This is a genomic window from Janthinobacterium fluminis, assembly GCF_028595325.1.
Classification (GTDB): domain Bacteria; phylum Pseudomonadota; class Gammaproteobacteria; order Burkholderiales; family Burkholderiaceae_D; genus Janthinobacterium; species Janthinobacterium fluminis.
On record NZ_JAQQXR010000004.1, the window covers coordinates 512,958 to 533,584 of the forward strand.

15 protein-coding genes are annotated in these 20,627 nt (G+C 67.3%); 8 read left to right on the forward strand and 7 right to left on the reverse strand.

Annotation, left to right across the window (positions count from 1 at the left end; all coding sequences use genetic code 11):
* Positions 1 to 56: 56 nt before the first annotated feature.
* The 4 genes from OIK44_RS13225 (at position 57) to OIK44_RS13240 (ending at position 4,765) form a co-directional block, all read left to right on the forward strand.
* The gene (locus tag OIK44_RS13225) at positions 57 to 983 is read left to right on the forward strand and encodes a DMT family transporter (protein ID WP_273671216.1); all 927 of its coding nucleotides are present in this window, start codon (positions 57 to 59) and stop codon (positions 981 to 983) included.
* 210 nt (positions 984 to 1,193) lie between these two features.
* Positions 1,194 to 1,655, forward strand: a complete 462-nt coding sequence (locus tag OIK44_RS13230; RefSeq protein WP_273671217.1) for a RidA family protein — start codon at positions 1,194 to 1,196, stop codon at positions 1,653 to 1,655.
* Between the two features lie 132 nt (positions 1,656 to 1,787).
* On the forward strand, positions 1,788 to 2,981 hold the full coding sequence (locus tag OIK44_RS13235; RefSeq protein WP_273671218.1) for an aminotransferase-like domain-containing protein: 1,194 nt from the start codon (positions 1,788 to 1,790) through the stop codon (positions 2,979 to 2,981).
* A gap of 425 nt (positions 2,982 to 3,406) precedes the next feature.
* Complete coding sequence (locus tag OIK44_RS13240) at positions 3,407 to 4,765, forward strand: diguanylate cyclase domain-containing protein (RefSeq protein ID WP_273671219.1); 1,359 nt, start codon at positions 3,407 to 3,409, stop codon at positions 4,763 to 4,765.
* Here OIK44_RS13240 and OIK44_RS13245 read toward each other — a convergent pair whose 3' ends face one another.
* The 4 genes from OIK44_RS13245 to OIK44_RS13260 all read right to left on the reverse strand — a co-directional run bounded on the left by OIK44_RS13245 (position 4,766) and on the right by OIK44_RS13260 (position 11,927).
* The gene (locus tag OIK44_RS13245) at positions 4,766 to 7,012 is read right to left on the reverse strand and encodes a TonB-dependent hemoglobin/transferrin/lactoferrin family receptor (protein WP_273671220.1); all 2,247 of its coding nucleotides are present in this window, start codon (positions 7,010 to 7,012) and stop codon (positions 4,766 to 4,768) included.
* Between the two features lie 148 nt (positions 7,013 to 7,160).
* Complete coding sequence (locus tag OIK44_RS13250) at positions 7,161 to 8,717, reverse strand: FGGY-family carbohydrate kinase (RefSeq protein ID WP_273671221.1); 1,557 nt, start codon at positions 8,715 to 8,717, stop codon at positions 7,161 to 7,163.
* A gap of 4 nt (positions 8,718 to 8,721) precedes the next feature.
* Positions 8,722 to 10,320: a glycerol-3-phosphate dehydrogenase/oxidase gene (locus OIK44_RS13255; protein ID WP_273671222.1), complete on the reverse strand. Its 1,599-nt coding sequence runs from the start codon at positions 10,318 to 10,320 to the stop codon at positions 8,722 to 8,724.
* Positions 10,317 to 11,927 carry an FAD-binding oxidoreductase gene (locus OIK44_RS13260; protein WP_273671223.1) on the reverse strand — a complete coding sequence of 537 codons (1,611 nt, stop codon included), beginning with the start codon at positions 11,925 to 11,927 and terminating at the stop codon, positions 10,317 to 10,319. Before OIK44_RS13260 ends, OIK44_RS13255 begins: the two co-directional genes overlap by 4 nt.
* A gap of 126 nt (positions 11,928 to 12,053) precedes the next feature.
* Here OIK44_RS13260 and OIK44_RS13265 point away from each other — a divergent pair, with 126 nt between their 5' ends.
* The 4 genes from OIK44_RS13265 to OIK44_RS13280 all read left to right on the forward strand — a co-directional run bounded on the left by OIK44_RS13265 (position 12,054) and on the right by OIK44_RS13280 (position 16,272).
* Positions 12,054 to 13,091 carry an AraC family transcriptional regulator gene (locus tag OIK44_RS13265; RefSeq protein WP_273671224.1) on the forward strand — a complete coding sequence of 346 codons (1,038 nt, stop codon included), beginning with the start codon at positions 12,054 to 12,056 and terminating at the stop codon, positions 13,089 to 13,091.
* Between the two features lie 51 nt (positions 13,092 to 13,142).
* Entirely contained in the window at positions 13,143 to 13,319 is a 177-nt protein-coding gene (locus OIK44_RS13270) for a hypothetical protein (protein WP_273671226.1), read from the forward strand.
* A 118-nt stretch (positions 13,320 to 13,437) separates the two neighbouring features.
* A complete protein-coding gene (locus tag OIK44_RS13275; RefSeq protein ID WP_273671227.1) occupies positions 13,438 to 13,923 on the forward strand; it encodes an outer membrane lipoprotein in 486 nt (161 codons plus the stop codon).
* Between the two features lie 387 nt (positions 13,924 to 14,310).
* Positions 14,311 to 16,272 carry a methyl-accepting chemotaxis protein gene (locus OIK44_RS13280; RefSeq protein ID WP_273671228.1) on the forward strand — a complete coding sequence of 654 codons (1,962 nt, stop codon included), beginning with the start codon at positions 14,311 to 14,313 and terminating at the stop codon, positions 16,270 to 16,272.
* Positions 16,273 to 16,397: 125 nt separating this feature from the next.
* Here the strand turns inward: OIK44_RS13280 and OIK44_RS13285 are convergent, their stop codons facing one another.
* The 3 genes from OIK44_RS13285 to OIK44_RS13295 form a co-directional block, all read right to left on the reverse strand.
* On the reverse strand, positions 16,398 to 17,876 hold the full coding sequence (locus OIK44_RS13285; protein WP_273671229.1) for a polysaccharide lyase 6 family protein: 1,479 nt from the start codon (positions 17,874 to 17,876) through the stop codon (positions 16,398 to 16,400).
* Between the two features lie 231 nt (positions 17,877 to 18,107).
* Entirely contained in the window at positions 18,108 to 20,138 is a 2,031-nt protein-coding gene (locus OIK44_RS13290; RefSeq protein WP_273671231.1) for an esterase-like activity of phytase family protein, read from the reverse strand.
* Positions 20,139 to 20,242: 104 nt separating this feature from the next.
* Positions 20,243 to 20,623: a response regulator gene (locus tag OIK44_RS13295; RefSeq protein ID WP_273671233.1), complete on the reverse strand. Its 381-nt coding sequence runs from the start codon at positions 20,621 to 20,623 to the stop codon at positions 20,243 to 20,245.
* Positions 20,624 to 20,627 lie beyond the last annotated feature (4 nt).

Genomic DNA, 20,627 nt, shown 5'->3' on the forward strand with positions numbered 1-20,627 from the left:
CGGGGGCGGACCCCGCTGGCGCCCCCGACCCCTTTTACACGACCCTGGAATCAAGCATGAACAATAGCCTCCCCCTGTCCCAACCCGCTGCCGCCACGACGCGCCTGTCCGACGAAAGCAAGGGCATGCTGCTGGGTCTGATCGGCGTGGCCATTTTCAGCCTGACGCTGCCGTTCACGCGGCTGGCCGTGGCCGCCCTCGACGCCAGCTTCGTCGCGCTGGGCCGGGCGCTGGTGGCGGCCGCGCTGGCCGGCATCTGGCTGTGGTGGCGGCGCGCGCCGCCGCCGCCGCGCGCCGCGCTGCCGGCGCTGTCGATGGTGGCGCTCGGCTGCGTCATCGGCTTCCCCTGGCTGACGTCGATCGCCATGCGCTCGCTGCCGGCCTCGCATGGCGCCGTGCTGGTCGGTATTTTGCCGCTGGCCACGGCGCTGTTTTCTGCGCTGCGCGGCAATGAAAAGCCCTCGGCCGGCTTCTGGGTCATGGCCGCCACCGGCTCGGCGCTGGTGATCGGCTTCGCGCTGCGCCAGAGCGGCGGCAGCTTCCACCTGGCCGACCTGGCCATGTTCGCCGCCGTCGTGCTGGCCGCGCTGGGCTACGCCGAGGGCGGCCGGCTGGCGCAAAGCATGGGCGGCCAGCAGGTCATCAGCTGGGCGCTGGTGCTGTCGGCGCCCCTGCTGCTGCCGCTGGTGCTGTGGCTGAGCTGGTCGCAGGGCGCCGTCTTCGCCAGCGCCGGCGCCGGCGCCTGGCTGGGCTTCGCCTACATCTCCGTGTGCTCGATGTTCATCGGCTTTTTCTTCTGGTATCGCGGCATGGCGCTGGGCGGCGTGGCCCGGGTCGGCCAGACCCAGTTGCTGCAACCCTTCCTGTCGCTGCTCGGCGCCACGCTGATACTGGGCGAGCCGCTGGAATGGGCCACCGTGCTGTTCGCGCTGGCCGTCATCGGCGTCGTCGCGGCGGGCCGCAAGATGCAGATCAGGCGCTGAGGCATGGCAGTTTCTGTTATTTCCGTGTCGGCGCGCCGCCCGCCGCACCAAAATATAGCTCGCCCCGGCCGTTTTACCTGATTAAGTTCCGTTTTTTTGCTTTAGTGTGCAGCGCCGGCTGCAAGACGTACAATATCGTTTCCAGTACAAAAACAAACATAGCTGGCCGCCCCGAACCCGCCAAACGAACGGCACCTATATGGATACTACATGTCAGTTTACGCAAAACTCGAAGCGCTGAATATCACGCTGACCAAGCCGGCCACGCCGGCCGCCGCCTATGTCATGCATGTGCAGACGGGCAATCTGGTATTCATCTCCGGCCACATCGCGAAAAAAGCCGACGGCAGCGTCTGGGTCGGGCAACTGGGCAAGAACATCACGACCGAAGAGGGACAGGCGGCGGCGCGCGCCATCGCCGTCGACCTGATCGGCACGCTGCAGGATGCCTGCGGCGGCGACCTGACGCGCGTCCGGCGCATCGTCAAGTTGATGAGCCTGGTCAATTCGACGCCCGACTACACCGAACAGCATCTGGTCACGAACGGCGCCTCGACGCTGCTGGCCGAGGTGTTCGGCGCGCAGGGCGCGCACGCCCGCTCCGCCTTCGGCGTCGCGCAAATCCCGCTGGGGGCGTGCGTGGAAATCGAGATGATCGTCGAAATCGCCTGATCGCGGCGCCGGCGCCGCCTGTGAAACATGTGCGGGCGGCGCTGATCCGGCGCCGCTCTTTTATATAGCCGCCACGAGCGCGCTTATTACCCCGGCCGGGCGCTGCACGGCCCTTCCCTCAGTGAGACTCGTATGAAAATTGAAAATCCCAATCCGATCCAGTGGCGTTTTGCCGAGCGTGCCGACCAGCTGCAAAGCTCCTTCATCCGCGAAATCCTGAAGATCACGCAGCAACCGGAAATCATTTCCTTCGCCGGCGGCCTGCCGTCGCCGGCCACCTTCCCGGTCGCCGAAATGAAGACCGCCTTCGACAAGGTCTTGTCGGACAATGGCAAGGTCGCGCTGCAGTACGGCCCGACCGACGGCTATCTGCCGCTGCGCCAGTGGATCGCCGATTCGCTGTCGACGAACGGCGCGAAGATCGTTCCCGAGCAGGTCTTGATGACCTCCGGTTCGCAGCAAGCCCTCGATTTGCTGGGCAAGGTGCTGATCGACGAAGGCAGCCGCGTGCTGGTGGAAACCCCCAGCTACCTGGGCGCGCTGCAGGCGTTTTCCGTGTACCGTCCGGAGTTCGTCTCCGTCGCCACCGACGAGCACGGCCTGGTGCCGCAATCGGTGACCGGCGTCGCCGACGGCGCGCGCCTGCTGTACGCGCTGCCGAACTTCCAGAACCCGACCGGCCGCAGCCTGTCCGTCGAGCGCCGCCTGGAACTGGTGGAAACCTGCGCCCGCCACGGCCTGCCGCTGATCGAGGACGATCCCTACGGCGCGCTGAGCTACGCCGGCGAGCCGTTCCCGAAAATGCTGGCGATGAACCCGGACGGCGTCATCTACATGGGCTCGTTCTCGAAGGTGCTGACGCCGGGCATCCGCCTCGGCTACGTGGTCGCGCCGCTGCCGCTGGTGCGCCGCCTGGAGCTGGCCAAGCAGGCGGCCGACCTGCACACCTCGCAACTGACGCAGATGGTCGTGCATGAGGTCATCAAGGACGGCTTCCTGGACCGCCACATCCCCAGCATCCGCACGCTGTACGGCGACCAGTGCCAGGCCATGCTGTCGGCCATGCAACAGCACTTCCCGGCCGGCGTGCAATGGACCAAACCGGAAGGCGGCATGTTCATCTGGGTCACGCTGCCGGCCCACATCGACGCCATGAAGCTGCTCGACGAGGCGATTGCCAACAAAGTCGCCTTCGTGCCGGGTTCGCCGTTCTACGCGAACGCGCCGGAAACGAACACGCTGCGCCTGTCCTTCGTCACCGTGCCGCCGGAGCGCATCCGCGAAGGCATCGCCATCCTCGGCAAGCTGATCGCCGCCAAGATCTAAGGCGCCCGCCGCCCCCGGCGTGGCTGCCCGCCAGCCACGCCGCCGCCCCGCCCTCCCCGGCGGGGACTCCCCTCCCGCACCGCGCCGCCGAGCGCGAACAACTACGTGGCAGCATCCGAAAACTACCGGAAGTTCACCCAACGGCGCGCAAATTCATGGCATCCTGTATGAAAACTCCACATCGGCGTGTATTCTTCAGTACACAATCCAAGGATTTTTTCACCAAATAAATTAACAAAGCGGTATGATTTGCAAGACTATTCATTTTTGAAACCAGGCCAGCCTTTGTCAGTACGCGCAGAACTTTCCAGCGCCCGCAGCGCCAGCACTGCGGGCCAGACGGCGTCAGTCCGGCATCCCGCCAAGCGGGCGGGAGCGGTGCGCCCCCGCGCCCCGCGCGGCGGCGCGGCAACGGGCCAGGCCCGATGAACCTAGTCGGCGGGGGACTCCCGCAGCGGCGCGACGCCACCATCCTGATCGTCGACGACGCGCCGGCCAACCTGGCGATGCTGCGCCACCTGATGGACCAACAGGGTTACCAGACCTTTGTCGCCACGTCCGGCGAGCGGGCGCTGATGATCGCCCAGCGCGTCCACCCCGACCTGATTTTGCTCGACGTCGTCATGTCCGGCATGGACGGCTTCGAGACTTGCCGCCAGCTCAAGCTGAACGCGCTGACCCAGCGCATTCCGGTGATCTTCATGAGCGCCAAGACGGAAACCGAGGACGTCGTCGCCGGCTTCGACATCGGCGCCGCCGACTACATCAGCAAGCCCCTGCGCATGGCCGAAGTGTGCGCCCGCGTGCGCGCCCAGCTGCAGATGCGCAGCAACAGCGAAACCCAGCAGGAGCAGGCCGAGCGGCTGCGCACGATCGTCAACAACATGGCCGAGGGTTTGCTGGTGATCGAGGCCGACGGCCGCATCCAGTTCACCAACCCGGCCTGCGACCAGTACCTCGGCTACCAGGAGAACGAGCTGGCCGGGCGCAGCATCAAGGAACTGCTGATGCCGCTGGTGGCCAGCGAGTACCTCGACTATTTCGCCATGTACGCGGCCAACCCGGCGACCGCGCACAAGCACGGCACGCGCGAGGTGGCGATCCGCCGCCGCGACGGCGGCACGCTGAGCATGGACCTGACGCTGACGCCGATGTTCCTGCGCCAGCCGCTCTACATCGGCCTGCTGCACGACATCACCCACCACAAGCAGTCGGAGGACGCGCTGCAGCGCGCCGCCCACATCGACCCCTTGACGAAGATCGCCAACCGGCGCCATTTCGACAGCTTCCTGGAAAAAGAGTGGCAGCGCTCGGTGCGCAGCGGCACGCCGCTGTCGCTGGTGGTGCTCGACGTCGACCACTTCAAGCTGTACAACGACAGCCTGGGGCACCCGGCCGGCGACCTGTGCCTGCAGCAGGTGGCGCAGGCCATCGCCGCGCACGCCTGCCGGCCCACCGACCTGGCGGCGCGCTACGGCGGCGAGGAATTCGTGCTGCTGTTCGCCGAAACGGACGCGGCGGCGGCGCTGCCGATGGCCGAGGCGATCCGCCAGCACATCGAGCTGCTGCGCCTGCCGCATCCGCGCTCGCCGACGTCGCAGTGGATCACCGCCAGCATCGGCGTGGCGACCATCTTCCCCCACCTGCTCGACGACAAGGAGGCGCTGTTCGTCGCCGCCGACCGCGCCATGTACGCGGCCAAGGAAGGCGGCCGCAACCTGGTGCGCGCCACCCAGCCCGGCAGCGCCGCGTGGGACGCCGTCAAGGCCCTGGTGATGCGCTGACTAGAAGGACTTCGACACGCTCAGCTTGAAGTTGCGGCCGACGCCGGTGACGCCCTCGCTCAGATAGGGGCGGTAGTCGCGGTTGAGGAGATTGTCGACGGTCAGGCGGGCGCTGACGTCGCGCCACATGCCGCCCCTGCCTTGCCAGGACGCGAACAGGCTGTGCAAGCCGTAAGCTTTCGACGGCGCCAGATAATAGACGCTGTCGCTCGGCAGCACCTTCTCCTGCGCCCCGAGGAACTTGCCCTGCCAGCCCGCGCTCATGCCTTGTTCGGGGAAGTGCCAACCGGCGCCGAGGACCAGCTTGTCGGGGGCAATGCTGGACACCGGCTCGTCAAGACCCCAGGGATTGCGCTGGCTGCCGCGGCGCGCGCCGTACTGCAGCGCCAGCGAGGCGTGGGCGAAGAAGCGCGGCGCGTTGTAAAACGATTCCAGCTCCAGCCCCTCCGTCCGCATGCCGGGCAAATTGCGGTAGTTCGACAAGACTCCCGTCGGCTTCGTGCCGGGAGGCACCAACTCGCCAAGACGGCGGCTGATACTGTCGTGCACCCGGTTCTGGAACAGGGTCACGCGCAGTTGCGCGTTGTCGTTAGGCGCAAACCAGCCCTTGCCGCTCAGCATGGCGCCGACGCGCGCGGCCGTGATGCGCTCGACCTCCAGCGCCCGGCTGGTGCCGGGCTTGGACGATGATGCCTTGGCGTCCTTGTAGTACTCCACCGAATACAATTCGTCGATGGTGGGGGCGCGCCAGGTGTTGCTGAGGTCGGCAAACAGGGCCATATTGCTGCTCGTCTGCCAGAACACTCCCAGCCGCGGCGACCAGCCCTGGTGCGTCACGGCCCGGTAGTCGTGGCCGGCCTCTGGCAACGGGCTGTTGTAGCGCGGCGCCAGGTTCGGCACGCCCTGCGAGGCGACGTGGTCGTAGCGCAGCGCCGCCGTCAGCGTCAGGGCGCCGCGGGTGACGGCGTCCTGCAGGTACAGGCCGGTGGTCTTTTGCTCGCCGGCCGGCATGTAATAGGGCTGGAAATAGCCGTAGTTATACGCCGGGTCCTTCAGGGCCTTGGCCTCCGGGTAGTACATCAGCGTGTCGCGCTGGTTGCCGTGCCACTGGAGGCCGACGCTCAGCACATGCTCCAGCGCGCCGCTGCTGAACAGGCTTTCGTTGCGCAGCTCGGCGAGGCGGTCCTTGTACGAGGCCCAGCTGGCGTTGCCCAGCGAGCCGAGGAAGGACGAGGGCGTCGCCGTCGCCGAGCGCTGGTCGTACTGCCGGGTTTTCGAATGGCCGAAGCTGGCCGTCACGTTGAGCAGCGGATTGTCGCGCGGCGTGAAGCGCCATTTGGCGGCGTAGGTGTCGTCCTGCTGGTCGCGGTAGATGGCCTTGCGCCGCCACGCCTCGTCCGAGCCGTATTTTTTGATGTCGCCGGCGCTGGGCGCGGGCGTGTCCTCGCCGAAGGCGGCAAACGGCCCCCAGCCGGTGCTGCGGCTGCGCATCGCCGACACAGTCAGCAACTGCTCGGGCGTCAGGCGGATGTTCAGCTTGGCCAGGCCGGACGGCGCATCGAGGGCGGAAAAACGGAACAGCGCGCCGTCCGGCTTGCGCAAGTCGTCCGATTTGCGCTGGGTCACAAAGGCCAGCCCGTCGAAGCGGCCGTCGGCGCTGCGCGCATACACGGACGCCGTCGTGTCGTTCTCGTGGTTGTTGCTGTGCCGCGCGTACTTGAGGAAGGCGCCCACGTTGGCGCCGGCGCGCAGCATGTCTTTCGCGTCCTTCGTCTCGACCGTGACGACGCCGCCGAAGCCGCCGTTACCATACAGCGAGGTGTGCGGCCCCTTGTTCACCTCCAACTGCTTGATGAGCTCCGGCTCGATGAAAACCGAGCCCTGGCGGTATTTTTCAAAGCCCTTCGGCACGCCGTCGACGATCACCTTCACATCCTGCACCTTGTTGAAGCCCCAGATGTTGAGGGACTGCCCGCCCGGGCGCGAGGTGCCGGTCAGGTCGACGCCCGGCAGCGTGTCGAGCAGGGCCGCCATATTGTCGGCTTGCTGGCGCTCGACGTCCTCGCTCTTCAGATAGGAGCGGCCGACGTTGGCGGCGCTGATGCTTTCGCCGAACACGGTAACGGCGGGCAAGGCCGCCACGACCACGGGGGCTTGTTGCGCCGCGAAAACAGGCGCGCCAAACGCCAAAGCCAGCGCCACCGCCATAGGCCGCACCGCACAGGTGCCCCTGCTGTTCATATTCATTGTTATCCGTAGCAAAAGAGATGTTAAAGGCGCGCCTTTGCGGGCGCAGGGGTGCCATGCGGCATTTGCATTGTTGCCGCATTGAAATGCGGGGGCATAATATACCAAATGCGAATGATTCGCAATACCAATTAGGAACTAGATCGGCTTAGCCCGGATAGCCGGTGATGGCGGCGATGTCGCGGTACAGCGGTTGCAGGCGGGCGTACATTTTCCTGTAGACGCGCCGGTACAACTGTTCGTAGACCTTGCTGTGCTGGGGGTCCGGCTGGAACACCCGGCCGGGGCGCGTCATGCCCTTGACGGCCGCCGCGAAGTCCGGATACAGGCCGAGGCCGACGGCGGCGTCGATGGCGGCCCCCAGCGCCGAACTTTCGTAGACGTGGGCGCGCGCCGCCGGCAAGCCGAAGATGTCGGCCGTCAACTGCATCGCCGCGTCGCTCTGCGAGCCGCCGCCGGCGATGCGCAGCTCCGTGATGGGAATGCCGCTGCGCCTTTCGATGCGCTCCTTGCCCTCGCGCAGCGCATACGCCAGCCCCTCCAGGATGGCGCGGTACATGTGCGCGCGCGTGTGCACGTCGCCGAAGCCGATGATGGCGCCCTTCGCCTCCGGCCCCGGCACCTTGATGCCGGGGCTCCAGTAGGGCTGCAGCATCAGGCCCATCGAGCCGGGCGGCACCGCCTCGACGAGACGGTCGAACAGCGCCTCCGGGGCCATGCCGTCCAGCGAGGCGGCGGCGCGCTCGCGGTCGCCGAACTGCTCCTTGAACCAGTTCACCATCCAGTAGCCGCGGAAGATCTGCACCTCGGTGCTGTAGTAGCCGGGGATGGCCGCCGCATACGGCGGAATGGACGGCGTCACCTCGATGTATTTCTTGTTGGTGGTGTTGATCGTCGCCGTGGTGCCGTAACTGAGGCAGGCGATGTGCGGCTCCAGGCAGCCGGCGCCGATGACCTCGCAAGCCTTGTCGGCGGCGGCCGCCAGCAGCGGCGTGCCCTCCGCGATGCCGGTGGCCGCGGCGGCGGCGGCGTCGATGGCGCCCAGCACCGTGCCCGGCGCCACCAGTTCCGGCAGCATGTCGCGGCGCACGGCCAGCGCGCGCCACTTCCAGTCGCGCGGCCCGGCCCAGGCGTGGCGCTTGTAGTCGAAGGGGATGTAGGCCACCTGCGAGCCGGTCGAGTCGGCGAAGCGGCCGCACAAACGGTAATTCAGATAGCCGGACAAGAGCAGGAACTTGTCGGTGCGCTCCCAGATCATCGGCTGGTGCGCGGCGATCCAGTTGATTTCCGCCTCGCGCCGGAAGTAATCGATGGTGCCCTCGACCCGCGCCAGCTTGAAGGCGGCGCGCCACCAGCGGCCCAGCTCCGGCACCTGCTCGGTGCTGCGCTGGTCCAGCCAGGTGATGGCCGGGCGCAGCGGCCGGCCGTCCTTGTCGAGGTTGATCACGGTGCCGCGCTGGGTCGTCACGGCGACGCCCTTCACGGCCGCGCGGGGAATGGCCGTGCCGGCCCACAGCTGCTGGCAGGCGGCGCACACGGCCTGCCAGTAGCCTTCCGCGTCGTGCTCGGCCCAGCCGGGGTGCTCGGAAAAATACGGTTCGAGGAAAATCTGCGCCTTCGCCGCGATATTGCCCTGCAAGTCGAACAGCAGCGCGCGCACGCTCTGGGTGCCATTGTCGATGGCGAGGATGTATTGCTCGGTCATGCTGTCACGCTTCCGCAAGTGGGGTGGGCGCCGGCAGGCTGTAGTGGCGGCGCCATAGCGCCAGGTAGGCCGCCTGTTCGGCGTCCCAGCGGACGTCGCCCCAGTCCAGCTCCGGCTGGCAAATGGCGCGGATGCGCGGCATGATATCGATTCCGCCGCCGCGCAGCTGCAAGCCGATGCGGGTGCGCCGCAGCAGCAGGTCTTCCAGCCGCTGCACCGCCTCGCCGCGCGCGGCCCAGCGCAGTTGCGCCCACAGCGTTTCGGTGCCGGCGATGGTGTCGTGCTCGCCGCGCCCGGCCGCGTTCAGCAGGGGCTGGGCGTGGCGGCCGTGGCGCCCAAGCAGGCGGATTTTCTGCTGGGACGACAGGCGCGTCCCCGACAGCGCCGGCGGCGCCTCGAAAATCGGCCGCGGCCGCAGGTCGGCGCGCCAGCCGGGCAGCAGCGGCGCGACCCGCTTCAGCGCGTCGAGCGCGCTCACGCGGAAGGTCGTCAGCTTGCCGCCGGCGACGGTCAGCAAGCCATCCTCCAGCCACAGCGCATGCTCGCGCCCCTCCTTCGACGGATCGGCCTGGCCGCTGTCGATGACGGGGCGCACGCCGGCGTAGGTGGCGATGACGTCGGCCTCGACCAGCCCCAGTTGCGGAAACTGCCGGTGCAGCGCCGCCATCAGGTAGTCCAGCTCGGCGCGCGTGATGGCCGCCTCCAGCGCCAGGTCGGCGCCGTGGTCGACGTCGGTGGTGCCGACCAGCGTCACGCCCTCCCACGGGAAGGCGAAGACGGGGCGGCCGTCGTGCGGGTGCATCAGGCTGACGGCCTGGGCCAGCGGCAGGCGCCAGGCCGGCAGCACCAGATGGCTGCCGCGCAGCGGCCGCAGCCTGGGCGCGGCGCCGAGCTGGCCGCGCAAGCCGTCGGCCCAGGCCCCGGTGGCGCTGATCACCACGCGGGCGCGCACGGTGTGGCCGGCGCCGCTGACGGCGTCCAGCAACTGCGCACCGCACACCTTGCCGCCGGCGCGCAGCAGCGACTGCACCGCCATATAGTTGACGGCGACGCCGCCGTGGCGCTGCGCCTCCTGCAGCACGCGCAGCACCAGGCGCGCGTCGTCGGTCTTGGCGTCGTTGTAGCACATGCCGCCGCTGAGCCCCTCGCGCGCGACGTTCGGCGCCAGCATCGTGAAGTCCTCGCCCTTGTAGTAGTGGCGCGCGCGCTGCCCGGCCATCAGGTCGTAGATCGCCAGGCCGAGCAGGAACAGGCGCCGGCCCGGCTTGCGCCCGGCGTAGTCGCCGAAGGCAAAGCCTTGCGGCTCGACCAGGCCGGCGGCGTCGCGCAGCAGGTGCTGGCGCTCGCGCACGGACTCGCGCGTCATGCCGAAGCGGCCCTCCTTCAGATAGCGCAGGCCGCCGTGCACCAGCTTCGAGGAGCGGCTCGACGTGCCCCAGGCGAAGTCGCGCTGTTCGACCAGCAGCGCCTTCAGGCCGCGCCGCGACGCCTCCAGCAGGATGCCGGCGCCGGTGATGCCGCCGCCGACGACGACGATGTCCCAGTCGCGCGCGAACAACTCGGGCAGCCCGTCGCGCCAGCCGGCCGGCCAGTGGCCGCTCACCGCAGCCCTCCCGCCTCGGCCAGCAATTTACCGGGGTTCATGATCGCCTGCGGGTCGAAGTGGCCGAACAGCGCGTGCATGGCGCCGATGCCGAGCGCGCCTTTTTCCGCCGCCAGATAGGGCGCGTGGTCGACGCCGACGCCGTGCTGGTGGCTGATGGTGCCGCCGTGCTCGACGATGGCCTCGCTGACGGCGCCCTTGAGCAGGCGCCAGCGCGCCATGTCCTCGTCGAAATCGCCGGCCAGGCGGTAGACGAAGGTGGTGTAGACGCTGGCACCCTGCGCGTACAAATGCGACAGGTGCGTGTAAGCGTGCACCCGCTCGCCCTGGCCGCCGAGGGCATCGCGGGCGGCCTGTTCGACCGCCAGCATCATGATCTCCACGCGCGGCCAGTCGACCGCTGTTTCCACCGTGTCGATCACATAGCCGTGCTCCCAGGCGGCGTTGCGCAGGTAGACGTTGCGGTAGCGGTTCTGCTTCCACTTGGCGCCCATGCTTTTGCCGACGTGGACGCCCTGGTGGCCGCGGGTGACGGCCAGCGCGCTTTTCAGCGCGGCGACGGCGCCGGCCTTCTCGCCGCTGACGCCTATCATCAGCATGCATGTGTCGGCGCCGCAGCCGCGCCACGACAGGTAGCGCCGCAGCGCGCCGATCAGGCGCTTGTGGCCGGCCAGGGTCAGCATCGTCAGCGTTTCCAGCTGGTTCGACAGGCGCAGCATCGACAGCGGCAGCTTGGCCTGCGCCAGCTCGCGCACCGCCGTTTCCGCCGCCGCCCAGTTCGGGAAGAACACGGCGTGGAAGGCTTCGTATTCCGGCAGTTTGCTGATCCGCACCGTGGCCTCGGTCAGCACGCCGAGCCGGCCTTCGGAGCCCAGCACCATCTCGCGCAGGTCGGTGCCGGCGGCCGAGGCGGGAAAGGTCGGGATGCTCAGCGTGCCGGCCGGCGTTTCCACCGTGCCGCCGGCGAACACCTGCTCGATGCGGCCGTAGCGCAGCGACTGCTGGCCGGACGAGCGCGTGACGATCCAGCCGCCCAGCGTCGAGTACTCGAACGATTGCGGGAAGTGCCCCAGCGTGTAGCCGTGGGCGCGCAACTGCGCCTCCAGGTCGGGGCCGAAGACGCCGGCGCCGAAGGTGGCCAGTTGCGCCTGCTTGTCCAGCGCCCGCATGCGGCACAGCCGCGTCAGGTTGATCGACAGCGCCGGCCGCATGCCGGCGGCGACGGTCAGGTGGCCGGCCACGCTGGTGCCGCCGCCGTGCGGGATCACGGCGACGTCGAAGCGCTCGGCGTAGTGCAGCAGCTCGCGCACCTGCTCGGCGCTCTCGGGGAAGGCGACGCCGTCCGGCACCGCGCCGACCTTGCCGTACCTCAGCTTGAACCAGTCCGGCAGGCTTTGGCCCAGGCCATTTTGCAGGCGCAGCGCCGGCGTCGTGTCGATCAGCCGGTGCGGCGCCAGCCGCGACGGGCCGATCGCCGCGCACGCCTGCGCCAGCGTGGCGTCGCCGATGGCGGCGCCGGGGCCGACGCGCGCGCGCAGAAATGCCAGCGCGTCCTCGTTGAGCGCAAATTCGATGGCGTCGTCGCCCCAGCCGTTCCAGCGTCTCATGCGGTGTCTCTCCATTGTGCGGTGGCGCGCCTTGCTATACTGGGGCGCGTCTTACCTGAATACCAAGAGAGTACGCTACCTGCCCCTTCCAGTATTGTGTATTTATGACAATCGCATTGTTCTATTATGCCAAGCGCGCCCGCTAAGGCGCCACGCGGGCGCGTCGCCGGCTCCTATCTGCTGCCCCTGCTGGAGGCGGCGGCCGCGCGCGGCGTCGACGCCGCCGCGCTGGCGCGCGCCGCCGGCCTGCCCGAACGGGCCCTGTGCCCGCTGCCGGAAGCGCTGGCGGCGGACGACTACGTGCGCCTGCTCGACATCGGCGCCGAACTGGCCGGCGATCCGCACTTCGGCCTGCACGTGGGCGAACGCGTCAAGCTGGGCACCTACAGCGTCTACGGCCTGATCCTACTGAGCTGCCGCGACTTCGGCCATGCCCTGGAGCAGACGCTGCGCTACGAACAACTGGCGCACGACCTGGGGCGCTCGGCGCTGCGCGTCGAGGCCGGCCTGGCCCAGTACGCCTGGCACAGCCACTACCCGCGCGGCCAGCGCCATTTGATCGACAGCGTCTTCGCCGGCATCCGCGTGTTCGGCAACTGGCTGGCCGGCAGCACGCTGCCGCCGGTCGACCTGGCCGTGACGCACGCCGGCGGCGCCGGGCTGGAGGACGAATACCTGCGCGTGCTGGGCGCGCTGCCGCGCTTCGGCGCGGCCGCCAACGTCGCCAGCTTCGACGCGCAAATGCTCAGCTGGCCGGTGCCGAACGCCGACGTCAGCCTGTATCCGGTGCTGCAGCAGCACGCCGAGCAGTTGCTGAAGCGCCGCGCCCAGGCCGGCGCCGACATCCAGGCGCAGGTGCACGCCGCCATCCTGCGCGGGCTGACGCAGGGCCAGGTGCGCCTGCCCGCCATCGCCGGGGAATTGAAGCTGTCGCCGCGCACGCTGCAGCGCAAGCTCAGCGAGGTCGGCGCCAGTTTCCAGCAGGTGCTGGACCAGGCCCGCTTCGCGCTGGCCAAGGACTGCCTGCGCCAGCCTGGACTGAGCCTGGTCGATATCGCCTTCCTGCTCGGCTATCAGGAACAAAGCGCTTTCCACCACGCGTTCAAGGAATGGGCCGGCGTCAATCCGGGCGCCTATCGCGAGCAATGGCGCCAACCCGCCTGATTAATGGCGGCGCAGCGGATTGGAATGCGGCGCCGATTATAATCAGCCGCAATGCGCAAAGCCGATGTATTTCAATTTAATAAAAAATGTTATAAAGTCAGAATAGACAAATTAATATTCAGGCCGTGCACCGGAATTGAATTGACGCATAAAACCGCCGGCGCATTCCTGATTGGCGCATTGAGCGCGGCCACTTTCCAAGCCGGCGCACGCCAGGCGGAAATGTAAAAACTTGTAAGCCGGAAGGCCGAAGCTGTCTTTTTTGCCATAAATGCTTACACTTTCGAGCGCCGTGGCCGGCGTTCTCCGTGTAGCATGTTGAAAACACCTCTGCAAAGGAAAGAACATGAAACCGTCCCGCTCCCGCGTTGTCAGCGTCTCGCTGCTGGTTGCCCTGATCGCCCTCGCCGCCCTGACCGGCTGCGCCAGCAACTACCAGCAGCCGTATGCCAACCAGTCGAACCAATATTACGAGCCGCCGGTCCAGCAGAACCAGGCCCGTTACGGTGCGATCGACTCGATCCAGGTGGTCCGCCCCAATAGCGGCAACAGCGGCGCCGGCGCCGTCGTCGGCGGCGTGGCCGGCGCCGTGCTGGGCAACCAGGTCGGCGGCGGTAGCGGCCGCAAGGTCGCCACCATCCTCGGCGCCATCGGCGGCGCGATGGTTGGCCACAACGTCGAACAGAACCAAAACGCGCAGGTGCCGAACAGCTATCAAATCCATGTGCGCCTCGACAACGGCGACGGCGTCACCGTCGTCCAGGACAGCCTCGATGGCTTGCGCATGGGCAACCGCGTGCAAGTCGTCAACGGCCGCGCCTACCGCTATTAAGCCAGGCCGGCGCGCGCCACCCCGGCGCGCGTCGCTCCTTGACGCGCAAGACACAACAAACGCTGCCATACCGTTTGTTACGCATTTCCCTCCCCTTCCCGCCCGCATATATTAATGCCCGATATTGGCATTACCAAAATACCAGCATTGCAATTCAAGTAAACCGCGCTTAATTCCGAGTGTGCGAATAAGCCGCACTATTCCGCAGAAACATCGGAATTTAATGGTTTATTGATTGAACTCAACTATAATTATTTCACGCAACATTTATCTGCGGCACACATCACTGCACTGCGGTGCGATGGTGTTTTTTCTCGCCGGTATGGTATTCACTGCACTGGATTTTCTCGCCCCCCCAACACGCCTTGTTGAAAGGAAACCGAGAGCATGTTCTCTTCACTTCGTACCCGGCTTATCGCCATCTGCATCTCCATCGTCGTCTTCGCCATGTTGGCCATGACGGTGACGAACTTCTTCACCACGCGCGGGCGTACCATCGAGTCGCTCGACGCGCAGATGCAGCAATTGTCGCAGGTGCATTCCAGCGGCATCGCGGAATGGGTGCGCAGCAAGAGCATGATCGTGGCATCGCTGAAACTGGCCGTCGCGCTGCCGGACCCGCTGCCCTTCATCGCCTCGGCCAAGCTGGCCGGCGCCTTCGACGACGCCTACATCGGCTATCCGGACAAGAAAATGCTGGCGCTGCATGAGATGCCGCCGAATTACGACCCGACCCAGCGGCCGTGGTACACCAAGGCCAACCAGGTCGGCGGCCCGATTCTGACGGCGCCGTATGTCGACGCCACCACCGGCAAGCTGGTCGTCACCTTCGCCGAGCCGTTCGGCCCGAAAGGCAGCGCCACCGCCGTCGGCGGCGTGGACGTGATGATCGACACCGTCGTGCGCAACGTCGTGGCGATCAAGCCGACCCCGAGCAGCTTCTCCTTCCTGGTCGACAGCAGCGGCACCATCATCGCCCACCCGGAGCAGAAACTGACGCTCAAGCCGGTCACCGATTTCGACGCCTCGCTGAGCATCGCCAAGCTGACCCAGATCGAAGCGGACAAGGCCGCTACCGCCGTCACCCTGCAGGGCCGCGACGGCTTGCTGCACGTGGCCAAGGTGGCCGGCACCGACTGGCTGCTGGTGATCGTGCTCGACAAGGCCGAGGCGACCCAGGCGCTGAGCGCGATGCTGTGGAACTCGGCGCTGATGGCCCTGCTGCTGACGCTGGGCGCCGGCTTCCTGCTGACGCTGCTCGTGGCGAAAGCGCTGCAGCGCCTGGCGCTGATCCGCGACGCGCTGGAAGACATCGCCTCCGGCGAGGGCGACATGACCAAGCGCCTGGACGCCGCCGGCAGCGACGAACTGGCGCAGATCGCCAGCGCCTTCAACCGCTTCGTCGACAAGATCGCCCACGTGCTGCTCGACATCCGCGGCACCAGCGACGCCGTCAAGATCTCGTCGGCGGAAATCGCCGCCGGCAACGCCGACCTGTCGGCGCGCACCGAATCGCAGGCCAGCTCGCTGGAGGAAACCTCCAGCTCGATGGAAGAACTGACGTCGACCGTGCGCCAGAACGCCGACAACGCCAAGCAGGCCAACCAGTTGGCGCTGTCGGCGTCGAACGTGGCCAGCAAGGGCGGCTCGGTGGTGTCGCAGGTGGTCGAGACGATGGGTTCGATCAAGGAAAGCTCGAACCGCATCGCCGACATCATCGGCGTCATCGACGGCATCGCCTTCCAGACCAATATCCTGGCCTTGAACGCCGCCGTCGAGGCGGCCCGCGCCGGCGAACAGGGGCGCGGCTTTGCCGTCGTCGCCTCGGAGGTGCGCAACCTGGCGCAGCGCTCCGCCGCCGCCGCCAAGGAAATCAAGTCGCTGATCGTCGACTCCGGCGAGAAGGTCGACGCCGGCGGCAAGCTGGTCGACGAGGCCGGCCACACGATGGGCGAGATCGTCCAGTCGATCCAGCGCGTCGCCGACATCATGAGCGACATCACCGCCGCCACGCAGGAGCAGAGCAGCGGCATCGAGGAAATCAACCGCGCCATCACCCACATGGACGAGATGACGCAGCAGAACTCGGCGCTGGTCGAAGAATCGGCGGCCGCCGCCGAAAGCCTGAAGGACATGGCCGTGAGCCTGACCCAGGCCGTGGGCGGCTTCAAACTGGCCGAACGCGGCCACACGCCGGCGCCGGCCGCGCGCAGCGCCCCGCTTGCCGTTGCCGCGCCGCGTCCCGCCCCGGCCCCGGCCGCCCCCGCCGCGCGCAAGAGCGCGCCGGCAGCGGCGCCGCGCAAGGCGCCGGCCGCCTCCCCCGCCGGCGACGACTGGGAAGAGTTCTAAGCCGCGCCGCGACGCCGGCAAACGCCTGCCTCGGCAGGCCGGACCCCAAAAGCTGGATGCCGGCTTTTGGGGTTTTTCACATCAACGGCGGCAAGCCGCGCCGCCATTCAGCACCGCCGCGCCCCTCAGGGCGCGTCCGGCCCGACATCGGCGGGCGTCAGCGGGCGCCTCAGCACCGGCCCGTCCGAATACTCATCGGCACCGCTGTCCCGCGCCGAACGCGGCTGTCCATCCATATCCTCCGTGACCATCGCGTAACTGCCCACCGCCGCGCCGCGCGCCGGGCTGGCCGAAGACAGTTTTTGCAGACCGCCGATGCCGTGCAGCTTGGGGTCCACCACGGCAATGGCGGCGGCGTCGCGGGGGCCGCCGACGGTGGAGCCATAGCCGATATTGCCCTCGAAAACGGTATTGGTTTTCTCTCTTTCATCGTACAGCGTGCCGCGGCGGTTCACTACGATGTTGTTGGCCACACGGCTGTCGCGCGGCTGGAACTCGCGCCCGCCGATCACGATGCCCGCATTGCTGTTGACGATGGTGTTGAACATGACCTGGGCGCGGTAGACGCGCCAGTGGCTGGCCAGTTCGTCTTTCGGCGGATTGGTCTGATTGGGGCCGCCGTCATAATCGCCGCCGTCCAGATAGATGGGACGGTCGGTCAAGCCCTCCATGTAGTTGTTGTAGATGCGATGATCGTTGCCGTAGATGCGCAGGCCGCCCACCTTGGGCTTGCTGCCGTTGCCAAGGAAAAAGTTGCCGTAGAAATTATTCGCGTGCCCGTGCCGCGCGCTCACCTGTCCGGCGTTGTTGATGAAGGTGTTGTAGCGCACAAAATTGCTCTTACTTTTGACCGACACGACCTCGGCGTCGCTGTCGCAATTAACGAACAGATTGCGTTGCACGATGGTGTGCCCCTCGGACATCGACATCTGCGACAGGCCGATACGCACCGTTTCGCCGCCGTTGCTCGCTTGCGCCTCGGCGTCGTGGAAATAGTTGTCTTCGACCGTGGTGTGCTGGGCCACCTTGTCGCCGGCGCCGTCGATGGAAATCATCTGTCCCAAGTCATGGCGCGGCCCGAACTCGTTGTGGTCGATCTGGTTGTAATGGCTGCCCGCGCCGGTCAAGACTATCCATTTGCTCGGCGTGCCGTTGCTGGCAAGCGCGAAGCGGTTGCGCGTGATCCGCACGTGATGCGACGCCGACAGCGACAGCGCGCTGGCGGTGTTACTGAATTTCAAGCCCTGGATCGTCAGATAGGAGGAACGGGTCAGCGCCAGGCCGCCGCTGCCGACGATGCTGGCGCGGCCGGGGTGTTCCGCCCTGATCGTGATCGGCGCGTCGGCTTTGCCGTTCTTGTCGACCACCGCGAACGGGCCGGCGTAACTGCCGTCGGCCAACACGATCTGCAGCCCGGGAACGGCGCCGTTGATGGCCGTCTGGAGTTGCTGAGCGCTCGTCACACGCACCACGTCGGCGGCCAGCGCCGCCACGGTGACGCTGGCCAGCGCCGCGTTCGGCGCCGCCGGCGCCGCCGATTCGCCCCCGCCGCAGGCGGAAAGCAGTAAGAGACTGGCGAAAGAGCCGATCAGGGGTGATTTCATAGGGGGATTTACCTCGAATAAGTAGTTCGGTCAACGCCGTCAACCACGCCGGACCGGCACGGATCTAGATGCCGCTCAAGAATGCCACAGTTAGCCGGACGCCCTCATCCAATATTGTTGATTTGCATCAACACAATGCCATCGTCTCGATGCTCGCGGCAATAGAGCGCCGCCGAGGCGTAGCCGGCGCCGGGCGCCGGACCACGCTTGCCCCGGCGCCCCCCTCCGCGATTAGTAGCTGCTCAGCGCCTTGGCGAACTTGATCAGCCACAGGCGGCTCGGACGCTCGCGGTCGTCGCCGCGCGCGACGCGGATCGAGTTGGCGGCGTCGCAGCCGAGCGCCGCGCTGGTGACGATGACGCCGGCCGCGTCCACCGTGCATTTGGTGACGTCGGCGCCGACCACTTCGGCGCCGGCGGCGTTGAACACCTTGGTTTTCATGCCGAAGTCGTTGTCGTTCGACAGCGCCAGCGTGGCACCGTCGACCAGCGTCAGGCCCTCGGCCTTCTCGGCCGCCCAGCCGATCGCATTCAAGTCCAGCAGCACGGTTTTCTTCAGCGTCTTCACGGCGGCCCAGTCGGCGCCGTTGACGGCCGCGCCGCTCATGCTGCTTTTCTCCAGGTCCGACGTGGCCGCGTTGAAGGCGGCGCCGGCGATGTCGGTCGCCTCGCCCACCTCAACCAGCATCAGCTTGTTGAACACCTTGCCGGACGGCGCCGCGCCCTGCTCGATGACGATGAACTTGCCGCCGCCGAGAGCCACCATGTCGCCCAGTTTGGCGTTGCCGGTGCGGCCGTCCAGATAGTCGGCGGCATCGAGCGGATAGGCGTACATCTTGGTGGTGGTGGCGCTGACGGGGTCGAATTCTATCCAGCGCGTGAAGCGGGCGAAGCGTTCGATCTGCTCGCTCGACTTGGTCACCGAATATGCTGCCTTGCCGTCGCTCAGCGGGCTTTGCAGGAAGGCGTGCAATTTGTCGCTGCCGGCGTCGAGCGCCATGCCCTCGATGCCGCGGTTGGCGCGGCGCTTGGCGAAGATCGCCGGCAAGCCCTTGCCCGGCGCGTATTTGGCCTGGATCACGCCGGTGGCCGGGTCGAGCTTGACGATGAAGGGGCCGTATTCGTCGGACAGCCACAGCAGATTGCGCTTCTTGTCGAGCGCGATGGCTTCCGAGTCGATGCCGCCGGTGTTATAGATGGCCTTGCCGGCCGCGTCGAACTGCATTTTGTCGAAGACGGGGACTTCGGCGGAGTTGCCGACGGCGCCGACGGGCACCGGCAGGCCGGACGCCTTGAGATCGGCCGTGACCTTGATCGGCAGGCTGGCGCTGAGCACCGCGCCTTTTTTGCCGACCGTGATGACGCCAAACGAAGGCGCAAAGCTCGGCGACGGGAAGATCTTGCTGCCGCTGACGCCCTTGCCGCTCGGGTCGGGCACGTTCGGGCCGTCGCCGTTCGGGCCGCGGTCGGTCAGGCCGTAGAACTCCAGGTCGCCGTTCGCGGCCACACCCTTGAACGCCAGGCCGGAACCGTAGGACGGCAGGAAGCCGAGCGGGAATTCCTCCTTGATTTTGGCGTTGCCGCCTTCGTATGGCACGTGGAAGCTGCTGGCCGCCTGCACCTGGTAGCGCGTCACCGTGACGCTGACGGCGCCCTGGCTGGCCTTGTCCGCCAGCGGCGCGCCCAGTTTCGAGGCCAGCGTGTCTTCGAAGTGTTCGCGCACCAGGGCGCGGCGCTCCTCGTCGATGCCGCGGCCGGCGTATTTGCCGCCCAGCGCGGCCAGGTGCGCACCCAAGGCCGCGTTGAAGGCGGCCGGCGCGGCGCCGAAATCGATGTTCTTGCCAGCCAGCGCGGCTTTGACGTCGGCGTTGATGCGAATGCCGTTGGACGGGTCGTTGTCGTCATCGAGCAGTTGCAGCGCCAGCAGGCGGTTGACCACTTTGTCGTCCTTCAGATCGGTGCTGCCGGCCAGTTCCAGCGGCGTGGCGGTGGGACCGCAAGGCGCGCTGCCGAGGGCCAGACCGGCGACGCTGAAGGCCACCTTGTCGCCGGAGTTGCAGACGAATTCGCCCTTGGCGTTGGTGCTGGCGCGGGTGCTCGTGCCGGCGACGTAGTCCAGGCCCTCGACGGCGCTGTCGAGGAATACGCCGGTGATGGCCGGCGCCACCGGCGGCTGGGCCGGGGTGGAATCGCTGCCGCCGCAGGCGCTCAGCGCCAGGCTGACGGCGATCGTGGTCAGGGTCAATCTCGGGTGCGACTTCATACGGGCGTCCTCGCTTTTGCGTCGATGATGGAAAGCGGCGAAGATACAGGGCGCGCATGACAAGCGTGTGACAAGCTCACGCCGCGGGGCCGGCCGGCTTTCCCTCACGGCGCCGGGTCGGCGCGCTCGATGATGGCCGCCACTTCGGCCAGGAAGTCGATGTAGTTGATGGGCTTTTCGATGTAGCCGTCGCAGCCGGCCTGCAGCAGGCGCTCGCGGTCGCCCTTCATCGCGAACGCCGTCAGCGCCACCACCGGCACGCCGCTGGTGCGCGGGTCCGCCTTCAGGATGCGGGTGGCTTCGATGCCGTCCATGCCGGGCAGCTGGATGTCCATCAGGATCAGGTCGAGCTGCTCGCGCCGGGCGATGTCGAGCGCCTGCGGCGCGCGCTCGGCCTGGAACAGGGTGTGGCCGCAGCTCTCCAGCAGCGTTTCCACCAGCATCATGTTGGCCGGCGAGTCTTCGACGATGAGTATGCGCGCCATGCCG

Bases quoted from the DNA above. Each gene is read 5' to 3' on its own strand.
- OIK44_RS13235 (WP_273671218.1), top strand. From the start codon at position 1,788: ATGAAAATTGAAAATCCCAATCCGATCCAGTGGCGTTTTGCCGAGCGT.
- OIK44_RS13230 (WP_273671217.1), top strand. From the start codon at position 1,194: ATGTCAGTTTACGCAAAACTCGAAGCGCTGAATATCACGCTGACCAAG.
- OIK44_RS13245 (WP_273671220.1), bottom strand. From the start codon at position 7,012: ATGAATATGAACAGCAGGGGCACCTGTGCGGTGCGGCCTATGGCGGTG.
- OIK44_RS13285 (WP_273671229.1), bottom strand. From the start codon at position 17,876: ATGAAATCACCCCTGATCGGCTCTTTCGCCAGTCTCTTACTGCTTTCC.
- OIK44_RS13225 (WP_273671216.1), top strand. From the start codon at position 57: ATGAACAATAGCCTCCCCCTGTCCCAACCCGCTGCCGCCACGACGCGC.
- OIK44_RS13240 (WP_273671219.1), top strand. From the start codon at position 3,407: ATGAACCTAGTCGGCGGGGGACTCCCGCAGCGGCGCGACGCCACCATC.
- OIK44_RS13270 (WP_273671226.1), top strand. From the start codon at position 13,143: ATGCGCAAAGCCGATGTATTTCAATTTAATAAAAAATGTTATAAAGTC.
- OIK44_RS13280 (WP_273671228.1), top strand. From the start codon at position 14,311: ATGTTCTCTTCACTTCGTACCCGGCTTATCGCCATCTGCATCTCCATC.
- OIK44_RS13250 (WP_273671221.1), bottom strand. From the start codon at position 8,717: ATGACCGAGCAATACATCCTCGCCATCGACAATGGCACCCAGAGCGTG.
- OIK44_RS13260 (WP_273671223.1), bottom strand. From the start codon at position 11,927: ATGAGACGCTGGAACGGCTGGGGCGACGACGCCATCGAATTTGCGCTC.
- OIK44_RS13295 (WP_273671233.1), bottom strand. From the start codon at position 20,623: ATGGCGCGCATACTCATCGTCGAAGACTCGCCGGCCAACATGATGCTG.
- OIK44_RS13290 (WP_273671231.1), bottom strand. From the start codon at position 20,138: ATGAAGTCGCACCCGAGATTGACCCTGACCACGATCGCCGTCAGCCTG.
- OIK44_RS13265 (WP_273671224.1), top strand. From the start codon at position 12,054: ATGCCAAGCGCGCCCGCTAAGGCGCCACGCGGGCGCGTCGCCGGCTCC.
- OIK44_RS13275 (WP_273671227.1), top strand. From the start codon at position 13,438: ATGAAACCGTCCCGCTCCCGCGTTGTCAGCGTCTCGCTGCTGGTTGCC.